The 11,083-nt window shown below is 38.0% G+C and carries 15 protein-coding genes and 1 pseudogene; 5 read left to right on the top strand and 11 right to left on the bottom strand.

All coding sequences use genetic code 11. The features are described 5' to 3' along the window. Positions 1 to 207: 207 nt before the first annotated feature. From ACR42H_RS10200 to ACR42H_RS10185, 4 genes and pseudogenes are all read right to left on the bottom strand, one after another. Complete coding sequence (locus ACR42H_RS10200) at positions 208 to 825, bottom strand: PH domain-containing protein (protein WP_436375882.1); 618 nt, start codon at positions 823 to 825, stop codon at positions 208 to 210. Positions 826 to 942: 117 nt separating this feature from the next. Further along, on the bottom strand, positions 943 to 1,392 hold the full coding sequence (locus tag ACR42H_RS10195) for a VOC family protein (RefSeq protein ID WP_395858169.1): 450 nt from the start codon (positions 1,390 to 1,392) through the stop codon (positions 943 to 945). A gap of 285 nt (positions 1,393 to 1,677) precedes the next feature. Further along, positions 1,678 to 1,992 (bottom strand): annotated as a pseudogene (locus tag ACR42H_RS10190) (VOC family protein); the annotation flags it as partial. Positions 1,993 to 2,154: 162 nt separating this feature from the next. Then, the gene (locus ACR42H_RS10185) at positions 2,155 to 2,700 is read right to left on the bottom strand and encodes an outer spore coat protein CotE (RefSeq protein WP_113882019.1); all 546 of its coding nucleotides are present in this window, start codon (positions 2,698 to 2,700) and stop codon (positions 2,155 to 2,157) included. A gap of 316 nt (positions 2,701 to 3,016) precedes the next feature. Between ACR42H_RS10185 and ACR42H_RS10180 the strand changes: the two genes are divergently transcribed. The 3 genes from ACR42H_RS10180 to ACR42H_RS10170 all read left to right on the top strand — a co-directional run bounded on the left by ACR42H_RS10180 (position 3,017) and on the right by ACR42H_RS10170 (position 4,148). Beyond that, positions 3,017 to 3,391: a hypothetical protein gene (locus ACR42H_RS10180; RefSeq protein ID WP_436375879.1), complete on the top strand. Its 375-nt coding sequence runs from the start codon at positions 3,017 to 3,019 to the stop codon at positions 3,389 to 3,391. Positions 3,392 to 3,435: 44 nt separating this feature from the next. Next, a complete protein-coding gene (locus tag ACR42H_RS10175; RefSeq protein WP_217030526.1) occupies positions 3,436 to 3,732 on the top strand; it encodes a hypothetical protein in 297 nt (98 codons plus the stop codon). 65 nt (positions 3,733 to 3,797) lie between these two features. Next, entirely contained in the window at positions 3,798 to 4,148 is a 351-nt protein-coding gene (locus tag ACR42H_RS10170; RefSeq protein WP_113882017.1) for a hypothetical protein, read from the top strand. Between the two features lie 100 nt (positions 4,149 to 4,248). Here the strand turns inward: ACR42H_RS10170 and ACR42H_RS10165 are convergent, their stop codons facing one another. The 3 genes from ACR42H_RS10165 to ACR42H_RS10155 all read right to left on the bottom strand — a co-directional run bounded on the left by ACR42H_RS10165 (position 4,249) and on the right by ACR42H_RS10155 (position 6,936). After that, a complete protein-coding gene (locus ACR42H_RS10165) occupies positions 4,249 to 4,674 on the bottom strand; it encodes a RicAFT regulatory complex protein RicA family protein (RefSeq protein ID WP_113882016.1) in 426 nt (141 codons plus the stop codon). Then, positions 4,674 to 6,212 (bottom strand): tRNA (N6-isopentenyl adenosine(37)-C2)-methylthiotransferase MiaB, encoded by a 1,539-nt coding sequence (gene miaB / locus ACR42H_RS10160; RefSeq protein ID WP_436375875.1) that lies wholly within the window; start codon positions 6,210 to 6,212, stop codon positions 4,674 to 4,676. The genes ACR42H_RS10165 and miaB overlap by 1 nt, the downstream gene beginning before the upstream one ends. A gap of 349 nt (positions 6,213 to 6,561) precedes the next feature. Next, positions 6,562 to 6,936: a DUF2750 domain-containing protein gene (locus tag ACR42H_RS10155; RefSeq protein WP_436375872.1), complete on the bottom strand. Its 375-nt coding sequence runs from the start codon at positions 6,934 to 6,936 to the stop codon at positions 6,562 to 6,564. Between the two features lie 280 nt (positions 6,937 to 7,216). On the opposite strand from ACR42H_RS10155, the gene ACR42H_RS10150 reads away from it, so the two are divergent. Together ACR42H_RS10150 and ACR42H_RS10145 are read left to right on the top strand one after the other, a co-directional pair. Continuing rightward, the gene (locus tag ACR42H_RS10150) at positions 7,217 to 9,043 is read left to right on the top strand and encodes a hypothetical protein (protein ID WP_436375871.1); all 1,827 of its coding nucleotides are present in this window, start codon (positions 7,217 to 7,219) and stop codon (positions 9,041 to 9,043) included. A gap of 75 nt (positions 9,044 to 9,118) precedes the next feature. Next, positions 9,119 to 9,340, top strand: a complete 222-nt coding sequence (locus tag ACR42H_RS10145) for a hypothetical protein (RefSeq protein WP_217026628.1) — start codon at positions 9,119 to 9,121, stop codon at positions 9,338 to 9,340. A gap of 75 nt (positions 9,341 to 9,415) precedes the next feature. Here the strand turns inward: ACR42H_RS10145 and ACR42H_RS10140 are convergent, their stop codons facing one another. Genes ACR42H_RS10140 through ACR42H_RS10125 form a run of 4 tightly spaced genes read right to left on the bottom strand, consistent with a single transcriptional unit; the run spans position 9,416 to position 11,081 of the window. Continuing rightward, positions 9,416 to 9,610, bottom strand: coding sequence for a hypothetical protein (locus ACR42H_RS10140; RefSeq protein ID WP_217026629.1), 195 nt, complete (start codon positions 9,608 to 9,610; stop codon positions 9,416 to 9,418). Beyond that, complete coding sequence (locus ACR42H_RS10135; RefSeq protein WP_436375868.1) at positions 9,610 to 9,867, bottom strand: hypothetical protein; 258 nt, start codon at positions 9,865 to 9,867, stop codon at positions 9,610 to 9,612. The genes ACR42H_RS10140 and ACR42H_RS10135 overlap by 1 nt, the downstream gene beginning before the upstream one ends. Beyond that, entirely contained in the window at positions 9,860 to 10,387 is a 528-nt protein-coding gene (locus ACR42H_RS10130) for a terminase small subunit (RefSeq protein ID WP_436375866.1), read from the bottom strand. The genes ACR42H_RS10135 and ACR42H_RS10130 overlap by 8 nt, the downstream gene beginning before the upstream one ends. A 49-nt stretch (positions 10,388 to 10,436) precedes the next feature. Next, complete coding sequence (locus tag ACR42H_RS10125; RefSeq protein ID WP_436375864.1) at positions 10,437 to 11,081, bottom strand: hypothetical protein; 645 nt, start codon at positions 11,079 to 11,081, stop codon at positions 10,437 to 10,439. Between the last annotated feature and the right edge of the window lie 2 nt (positions 11,082 to 11,083).

The raw sequence follows: 11,083 nt of genomic DNA, 5'->3' as shown, positions 1-11,083 counted from the left end.
AGCCATTGATTTCAGCACGGGACACTTGCTTTCCGCGTGGAGGAATGAGAGCCTGCAGGGGTATCTCACTTTCCTCTCCTCCCGCTGGAGTCAAATATCCTCCGCTTCAATCATCGCATTGGTTAAACTATATTTGCGTTTTTAGTGAGCAGCAAAACAGCTGGCCTCAAATAAAACAGCAGCCCCAAATGGAGAGCTGCCAGGATTTTAGTTATTGATGTATTTTTCGAACACATATCCGAAGTCTTTCACATTATATTTCTTGCGGCTGTTCATAAGCCAGTTGAAGGCTGTTTCATTTAGTACACGGAAATTGTCCACCACATTGGCGTCCTGACTGGACACTGAACGTCCAAGAGTGCTTGATGCCAAATTCAGGCTTTTTTCAGCATACTCCATGGACACTTCATTTTCGCGGCTGATTTCGGAAATGCGGATCAGAGCTTTATATAAATCTTTCAATTCTTCGATATGCTTTTTATGTACGTCAATAGAAAATGCCTGAGAACCGATCACGAATTTGATTTCCACATCCAAATCGACTGTACCAGCTGTTTCCAGCATCACATTTGAAATACTGTATTCGCGGTAGCTGTAGCGCTTTAGAGTTCGTTTTTTGCTGACAGCACTAGTACCATCCAGATGTATAAGTGCCTTATTCGTAAAGCAGTATTCATCCGATTTGGACTTGATCAGGAAGTAAATTTTCTCATTATCTTCGTGCAGGACATAATCGTCAGCATCAACTTTGTCATAGTCTGCCGGCTGGATGACGCTTCCCACATCGCTTAATCCCAGCACATCAGAGGCAACCTTTTTAAACATAAACCCTCAACCTTTCTGCATTCATTTTACTACTTTGCTATTTTAACATATTTAGGAAAACGACGGCTTATTCATTTGAAAATTAACACTGGAAAAGCTCCAGGCATACCGGAAGCTTTATATTCCTGGCGTATTCATTAATACAATCGGCCATCCGTCGGGATCTTCAATTGTCACTCCGCCTCTGCCCCAATATGGATTTTCCGGTTCTGTTTCCAAATAACCAAAAGAAGCAAGCCTTTCGGCAATGGTATCCCGCTCCAGGCGGTCTCCCACATAAAAGACTAATAGATGCTCCTTTGTCGGCAGCGGAAGCTCCATTTTTTCCTTAGATTGAGTAAATTCAAGATGGTATTGGCTATCAGGCAGACCAATCATAATACCATCATAGCCTTCATGATTCCAAAACTCGCCGACTCTCTTCAGCCCCAGTCCTTTTTCATAAAAGGAAATGAGTTTATCAAGCTGGTTTGTCGGACGTGCAATGCGAAATTGCACAGCCGGGATGGTCCCTTCCCATTCCTTCCTCACAATCACTTCATAAGGATATTCCTGATGCTGAAACATGGCATCCCCTGGTCCCGAAGCAAATATCTTAATTGGGGAAATAACGGCAGCCTTTTCTGTTGGATACCAGTTCCTCCCTTCCTTCACAAGCACAAAAACCCCTTTCCTGTCTCCGTAAAAAGCAAACGTCTCGCTGGAATCCATCTGTTCATTGTGCAGATACTGATCTAATTCCCGCTCCATTGCAGCTACATCATTGACTGGCAAGCCAACTTCCCCGACATCATGCCAGCGGAGACCCTCCTTTTTTCCGCCATTCAAAGGCCGCTCCAGCATCTCTATAATATTTCCGTCCGGATCGATAAAATATGCCTGCTTTCCTTTCCAATACATACTGTACTCGCCGCTCTCATTTGGCAGCAGCACACTTTCAGCACCTAATTTCTGATACATATGTTCAAAGTATTCAGCATTGGTCCTGAAACATACATGATAAAAGGGGATTGCTGCATCTTTCTCAAAAAGAATCTTTGTTGAGCCGGCCATAATTGTAAAATAACTCTGAGTCTCCGTCAGCAGCTCCATCTCCAGCACAATTGTATAAAATTCTTTCATCCTGTCTAAATCATGGCACTTCAAATTCAATTGAAATATTTTCATCCTCGCCTCTCCCCCTTACATCCTATACTTCCATTCTAAGGTAAGACTCTGCAGATGCATTCAGACTAAAGGCGGAAGGTGCTGTCGTTAATTCGCTTGAATTTAGCTGACATTATTAAATCTAAAAAGAAAAACTAGGAAGCAAAACCTCCTAGTTTGTCATTACTCTTCTTCAGTTCCCACCAAGAAATCCGGATTTAAATCCTCGAATTCTTCATCTTCCACATCAAGTCCCCAAGCGTCATCATCGCACTCGCACTTGTCTGGGTGAACAGCTACACAAACCTTTGTTTCGCCGATCACCTCGACCATGAACTCTCTTTCCACAGTGACGATGATTTTGTTGCCATTTGGAGAAATGACTGCTTCACAGCAGCTTGGCTGCTGCAGAACACGGGCGATGACATCATGATCATCCAAACAGTCCGGATCACGGTACTTTAATTTAATGACATCTTTATACTCAACCCGTTCGGTAACAACTTCGGTTTTTGTATTATTGTTGAAAGAGTACCAAACGTTAATGTCATAATGGCCGCAGATTTCCACTGTTCTTCCAGCTTTTTTCGCCTCGTACGTATGGTTTATGATCCAGCAGCCAAGTATGCTTGACGGATGGTGTGACGGGCAGATCGTATGATTGGACTGTGTGAATTTACGTCCTTTCGCAACGACCGCTTTCGTTATAATCTCTCTGTAATCTCCCATTGCGAGCGAACCCTCCTCATTCATTTTCAATTCATCCTATGCGGGATATTAGACTAGTGTGCGATAATTTTTATGAATGTTAGGCAAAAGTATTGGCATGATTTATAGTATGCCGGAAGCGGGCGAATGTTCCGGTCAGAACAAATCAGGCAGGAGAATTCTCTATATAAATGAGGAAAATGACTGCCTATGGTAAGGACTTAAAACTCACTAATAGGTATGTAATTGAAAAATGCACGTTTGTCCTACTGCATTTGCGGAGACAGCTTGGCTCTTGGATCAATATAATAAACTATCGATAAGGAGGTGAACAGGAATGGCAGACAAGGAGAACTCCAACTATAAAGTTTCAATCAATGGCAAAGAGCTGACAGGGGAAGAAGCAAAACAATATGCAGAAGAAATGGTCGCCAAGTTTACTGAAACATTGGGCGGATTCTATACAAAAGGATTAGAAAAAATTCAGTCTGAAGAGTTAAAAGGAAATCTTATGGAATCTCTTAAGCCGTTGAAAAACTTAGAAGGGCTCTTCACAAAAAATTCCTCCGGGATCGGGAATATGATTCCTGCATTAAAAAATCTGCTGCCTGTTGTGGAAACATCCGAGGATTATAAACAGGTGAAACTATCTGTAAACGGTAAGAAACTTCTGGATCTGGATCTTTCAGACAAGATGAAGAAAGACTCATAATCTAGAAAACAGCCACTTCAATCAATTGAAGGAGGTGAAAAAATATGCTATCAAGATGCTATGATGATTACAAAAAAGACAATGGCGTATTGCCGAGCGGCGGAGCAGTAAATGGAGCAGACAGCGGCAATGAAGCGGAAGCTTTTACTTTCGCTGCACAAGCAAACCTTCCTCAAACAAACCTAAACGGCCAATTGCCGATTTCTGGTGGAGGATTTGCTGTTAATGCTGCACTGATCAACATTCCAATTCTTTCAGCTCAATACAATATTGCAAATGGAGGAGACTCCACAGCCATTTCTGTGAACACTACAACTCAGCAGCAAAGCAACAAAGCGTAATTAAAGATAAAGCAATTCTTTCTATGCAGAGTCTAAAAATGTCCAAAAAGAAGGGAGGGAGTACCATGCTAAGCCAAAATATGCAAAAGCTGGATCTGGATCCTGAAGTCCTCAAGCAGCTGGGTATTCCAAAGGAGTTTATTGATATGGCAGCAGATGCCGGAATACCGTCGATCAATAACCATGCTGCCGGGGGTAAAGGCGGACGGGCAATCAATCTCACATATGTGGATAATTACTCGACATTGCTTCTTGTATATACTTTTCTCCTCAACTTTTTGGACAAAAAATCTGATGATGCAGGGACAAAAATGCTGAATCAATCCCTGCTGTCAACGTTAAATGCAGCGCTCATCGAACAGCAGGAGTACAGAAAAGAATTTTTAAAGGCAGTAGAACTATTGCGAAACCAATAAAAGGCCCCCCACAACCCATGGCCAAAACCAATTCCTCCCTTAATATAGAACGTAAAAACACCCTGCACCAATTGGTGCAGGGTGTTTGGCTCTCTGTTTATTAATGTGTACAGCTGCTGTTGCTGATTTTTGATCCTGTTTCACCGCTCAGGAGATTTCCGCCTGTAGAAGTAATGACTTCGTCTGTTACAGTGTTGGAGATCGTATTAGCCACAATCTGCAGTAATTCATTAACATCCACCTGGGATTGCTTGAATTCCTGGACAACAGGGATTTCATCCAGCTGCTGTTCCAATTGGGCAATTTTTTCTTCTGTTTTCTTTAATGCTTCTGCTTTACCATAGTGCTGAAGATTGACAGCCTGCTTTTGCAAGCCTTTGATTGTTGTAATGGTAGCACTAACCTTTTCATTTTCATTAATCTGTGCTTCAGCACGCTTGAAGAAATCCACTTCTTCTGTCTCTGCAATCATTCGTGCCAATTCCTTTGCACGTTCTACAATCTGATCTTTTGTGTATTTAGCCATTACTGCTTCACCTCAACCGCGTCTAGTTCTTCTACCATTTCTCCGTTTAGGGACCATGTCTTCGCATCCGTTACTTTTACATTCACAATTTTGCCGATCGCTGTTTTCGGTCCCTTAAAGTTTACCAGCTTGTTCTTTCTTGTGTAACCTGCAAGAATTTCAGGATTATTCTTGCTTTCCCCTTCCACAAGTACTTCGACAGTCTGGCCTTTATATTTTTTCATTGCTTCTGCCGATAATTCATTAACAATTGCATTCAGCCGCTGAAGACGTTCTTTCTTCACTTCCATTGGCACATTATCCACCATTTTGGCCGCTGGTGTGCCTTCACGAGGTGAGTAAATGAATGTATAAGCAGCTTCAAAGCCTACTTCCCGATACAGGGATATTGTTTCTTCGAATTGCTCTTCTGTCTCATTAGGATAGCCGACGATGATATCAGTTGTGAAGGTAGCCTCTGGAATAGCCGCTTTAATCTTACGGACCAATTCCAAGTATTGTTCCCTTGTATATTTACGGGCCATAATCTTCAGCACATCTGTTGACCCCGATTGAACTGGCAGGTGAATATGCTCTACCAGATTGCCGCCTTTGGCCAGCACTTCAATCAGATGATCATCAAAGTCGCGCGGATGGCTTGTTGTAAAGCGTACTCGCGGAATGTCGATTTTGCGCATTTCATCCATTAAATCGCCAAGACCGTATTTCATATCCTCAAAATCTTTTCCATACGCGTTTACGTTTTGCCCAAGCAGGGTAATTTCCTGGTAGCCCTGAGCCGCTAACTGGCGAACTTCCTGAATGATATCCTCAGGACGTCTGCTCCGCTCTTTTCCTCGTGTATAAGGTACGATGCAGTAGGTGCAGAACTTATCACAGCCATACATAATGTTAACCCATGCTTTAATATTGCCGCGGCGCACTTTTGGAAGGTTTTCAATAACATCACCTTCTTTAGACCATACTTCGATAACCATTTCCTTCGACATATATGCTTCTTGAAGAATGTTAGGAAGACGGTGAATGTTGTGTGTTCCAAATATCATATCTACCTGGTTATATGTTTTAAGAATCTTGTTAACAACAGATTCTTCCTGTGACATACATCCGCAGACTCCAATTAGAAGATCCGGATTTTCCTTTTTTAAATGTTTAAGATGGCCAAGTTCTCCAAATACTTTATTCTCGGCATTTTCACGGATGGCACATGTATTAAGCAAAATGACATTTGCATCTTCCACTGATTCTGTATGCTCATAGCCAAGACCAAGGAAAATACCAGCCATAACTTCGGTATCATGCTCATTCATCTGGCAGCCGTAAGTGCGGATATAGAATTTGCGGCCATTTCCCATTCCATGAAATTCTTCTGGAATGTTAAAGTCTTTATGATATTTCACTTCTTCTTTACCGCGTTTTTTCGCTTCCTTTAAGGAAGGTGCAGTATAAACAGTTTCAAAGTATTTGCTGTAATCCTTTACGGATTTTTTGTCCGAAGGATTTACTTGAGTATTATCTATTCTTTGCTTCTCATTCATTTTATTAAGTCAACTCCTTGCTATTATTGAGATTTTTCCGTAAGTTATTGAGTTTTATTACGTAATCTTCAACCCTATAAGTATAAGGCAGGATTATGGCAAACTCAAGTTGATTTCATTTCCTGTTTGCGGTAATCCTAATTTTAAACGTTAGTATACAATGAAGTTAATACAATCACTACATAATAACCAAAAAAACCCTAACCCATAGGGGCTAGAGTCGATTGATAAATATAAGCAAAAAACTTTCCTTCCTTTTAAAGAAACGTACCCGTTACTTTAAGTACACTTTTTCACAATCTTGTCCATAGTAAGTTGAATTTCTATTGATTTGAAACGTAAACCCGCCTTAATAATTCTCTAACTCATTATTTAAATCTCTTAATAACACATCTATCTCCACCGTTACTGAATCTTCATTTATTGGGAAAATGGATGGTTTAACTCTATCTTCCTTCATACCAACAAGCCATTTGTCAATAAACTCATATAAGTCAATCGGTTTAGCTTTGAATTTATTCCACTCATTAACGGCACAGTATTCTGCAAATTCTTTTTTAGGAAAGAAAGGAATCAACATATTTCCATCATCATCCTGTGCTGTTGCCCAACCATCGTCATATAACCCCCAGACTTCCTCATAATCAGCGACCTTTTTAACAAAATACTCATATCTTATATTTGGTGGCTGTTTAATGACCGATTCAAATTCTTTTTGGTTCATATTATTATCCTCCAGTTACTGCATTTAACAAGGCATTTAACATATTCTCCAATACTGATAAAAACACCTTCCTGAACTTAACTGCTAGTTAGTTCAATAAAGAATTTTACACTTTTTTTCTTAAAACTGTGGGAAGAACATAAACTCATAGGATTTTCCTGCTATATAGCAGTCTAATAATTCGGTGTCAATTTTTTATTTTTCTCATAATTAAATTTAGACCAATCCTATAAATCCAACATATGGTAATATAATAATGGGTGTATTTACATAGAAAGGATTGAGAACGATTAATAAGATTAATAGAATTAAAATTGAGAATGTAAAAGGGAAGGATTTATATGAATTAAGATTCAATGAATTACATGCCAATTTCCCTAATTTATTTGTTGCACCTAATGGGTTTGGTAAAAGTACCATTGCTACGACTTTTAAAGCATTGAAATCCAACAAAATTGAATTGGATAAGGAAGATTTCTTTCAGGGTGACGATACAAACCTTCCCTCATTAGCACTGGAACTTGTCTTAGATGATGTTGGCAATAGTACACTTGTAGCTGATACAACCAAGAATGAAATTAGTCCTTTAATTGATACATATGTGATAAACAATCCAGTCTATGCAAAAAGCACTTCTCGAAGGCATGGAGGGTTTTCTACAGGAACAGCAAGTTTAGGTGTGCGAGATTTAGAAATTTATAAAAATGTACCTTCAAAAGTTGAAATCCCTTATAAGATAAGTGAATTTAGAGAGAAGTTTGAGGGAAAAGGCAAAGTTTTTCTAAACATTGCGGAAGTATTTAAAAGTGTAAAAAATTTAACAATAATTTGTGATAACTTTGAAATTCTTAAAAAGTGTTCAAAACAGGTAAGACCCCAAAACATAATTAACCTACTCTTTGAACAAATGGAGGAAAGTGGTTCAGCTTCAAGGATAAAAAGTAGTATTTCAAATGATTCAATAACATCATTTAAAGGAAATACATTACTCTCAGAAGCACTAAATATTGTAGAGGGATTAGAAAACCTACCTTTCGAGTTAAAAGAAGAAAACGAAAAAGATTTATTATTAACCGCAATTCAAATTATTGAAGTAATTAAGGAAATGGGTAGTGATATAAAAAAAGCTAAAACATATTTAGAATATGCTGAGATTCGTAAAGATATAGACTATAAACTAAAAATATTTAATACAACTGGAAGAACTATTCGAACAAAAGAAACAAGAAATAAACTTGTTATTGAATTTTTAGCTGCTAATAAAATGTCTAACGGTGAAAGAGATGTTTTAAGTTTTATATCTAACCTTTCCAAGTTTAGGGTTAAATTCACAAAAGACATAGGAGTTCTAATTATAGATGAAATTTTTGATTATCTTGATGGTTCTAACATGTTGATTGTACAGTATTATTTATCAAAGATGATTGAAGATTGTAGAGAAAACGGTAAAGTACTGTTTCCGATAATATTAACCCATTTAGACCCTACGCTTTTTAATAACTATTACTTTAATAGACCTAAAATCCATTATTTAAAAAATTACTCATACACTCAAGATAGGACCATGCTAGAATTACTGAAAATTAGAAGTAATAAAGCCCATCGAGAGTTAGGAGATAACTTATCGAAATATTATTTACATTATCATCCTGAAGGCTTCCAATTTTCTGCAAGTGATAAACCGTTAATTACTAATAATGACTATCATGATTCTTCAATTTTTTATGAAATGATACATAATGAAACTGAAAAATTTTTAAATGGTGAAAGCTACGACCCGTTAAAGATAATATGTGCGATTAGAGTAAAGATAGAAAAGTTAGTATATGATTTGCTATCTACTGATGAGGAAAAAACGAAATATATTGAATCTCACACTACAATAAACAAGTTAAACTATGCTGTTGGACAAGGTGTAAATGTACCTGAAGATTATTTCTTACTTCAACCTCTGTATAATGACGGATTGCATTTAAACAACAATGATAATGCAACAAAAAATAAAATTCTGAGTACATGCTTAAAGTTAGATAATATTGTTGTTCAAGGGATTGTTCGTAAAATCCAAAGTAATGAAGGTAGTAACTTGGTTTTAACCCATGCTTAATAATAGTCAGATATTTTAGTAGTAAATATTGGTTATTTCACAATATAATTAGAATAGAAAGTGAGGTGGAAAAGTATGCAACTAAAAGAACTTAGCAGTTCGTCAAATTACCATAAGGGCTATGGTGCAGGTAGTGGAGAAGTAATCAATGAAGAATACGAGTGCCCTTGTGGAAAAGGTAAAGTCTTTTATGAAAAAGATGCTATTCCAGGTTTTAGAGACAGCGATATTTATACTAACTGTAAAGAGTGTGATGATAAATACACTTTTGGAAGAGGTACAGCAACTTTGAAATAACGGTACATAGTGGGCTTCCTTCGGGAAGTCTTTTTTTATATATAGAAAAAGGAGATAACCAGTTAAGGCTATCCCCTAAATTAAAATCCTGCCTTCTTTTATGGTATGTTCCCCGTTAGAATCCTGACGGTATACAGTTCCAGTTGCGAAAGTACCCTGATTTATAAAATAACCCGTTCTCTTAAACTTTGTTACAGCTTCCTTTGTTTCATCCACTATAAAGAAACAAAGATATTCTTTGTACCGATTATAGAAAACAACCTTGTACATTATTCACCATCTCCAATTGGATAAAATAAGTACGGATATACTTCCCCTTCTAAATTCTGCAAGTAGACTTTTATACAGTCATTGTCCGTTAAAATGTTAGTACCGATTCCAGTGTAATGATTCACCTTGTACGGTATGCCCCCTATAACCATTTCAGGCTTAGTATCTAGTTTCTTAAATACTGATTTAATTCTATCCCTTGGTACTTTAGAAAGAGAATAATCCCCATCAGGGAAAACAGTAAAGACTTCAATCATTCTTTTCACCCTCCATAAGATAGGAAATATCAGCTTCAATGATTTTTCTTTTTCTCCCCTCTTCCAGTTCCTCTCCACCGATAACAAAGACGGTCTTTTGTTGGTCTATCGTATGTCTGATATTAAAGTCACCGTCAATCTTACTCATTAACTCAATGGCTTTGATTTTGTCACTGGCATTCACTGGGGCTTTAATGATTTCACCAGTCTTAAAGTTTGGATAATAGTTGTAGTCCTCACCCTTTGCAATATTTGTTAGTAATTCCATTTTCTTGGTGGTCTGAATAACTAACGGTTTAATATGAATTTCCTGAATCTGCTGTATCTTGGCTTGTACCAGTGGATTGTCTAAATACTTATAACCAGTGGTACGGGATTTAATACCGATTTCATCTATTGCTTTTTGAAGGTTCTGCCCATGTTCGATATACGCATAACAAAAAGCTTCTTGTGTCTCAGATAAATAATCCGGCTTTGATTTACCATTTTTTGTATTGTGTCGTTTTAGCTGCTTTTCCACTTTTATCTATCCCTTCCTTTTATGATTAGAAAAAAAAGAAGCAGGGATGTTATTCCCCACTTCCTACCTCTGAATCAATTTCGTTAATCTTGCTTTTTAGTTCGTCTACACGTTGCTGTCTTTGTACTCTCCCCTCTACCGAATTATCTTGGCGGTATGCTTTTAACTCTTTTGTTAACCCTTGTTGGTAGTCCTCAAATGAATCATAGGCGGAGGATACTTCTAAGTTCTGATGATATTCAAAGTCGTGATTTACTTTAGGGCGGTTAAGATACATTTCCAGTTCCCTGTGGTCTGTGTTGTTTGCTACTACTGCACCCTCAAAGAACTCCTTTGATAAGTCCTGTTTGAATGAACCGTATTCGATTGCCATGTACTCAGCAGGGTAATTTTCCTTAAACTTCATTTGGTCTAACTTATCCATAGATTGGAAAGTCTCCATTGTTAATGGTTTTAGGTCTTTAACCGTTCCAGTATCACCCACCGTATAGAAACTTAGTACACCTTCCATATTCACAAAACGTGTTTCCCCTCTATTCTGTACTATGTTTGTGCTTGTGTTCCCCTTGGCTAGTAACTGCCTTAACTCTTCTTGGTAGCCTTGACGTTCTGCCTTTCTCTGTGCTACGTGTTTTTCTGCCATTGCCTTCATTTGTCTTCCTACTGCTGTATTTAAGAATGCTTGCATATTCATGT

Source organism: Cytobacillus sp. BC1816 (genome assembly GCF_051353635.1).
In the GTDB taxonomy this organism is placed as follows: Bacteria; Bacillota; Bacilli; order Bacillales; family Cytobacillaceae; genus Cytobacillus; species Cytobacillus oceanisediminis_C.
The sequence above is the reverse complement of the archived record's forward strand: the minus strand, read 5'-3'. Positions and strand labels throughout refer to the sequence as shown.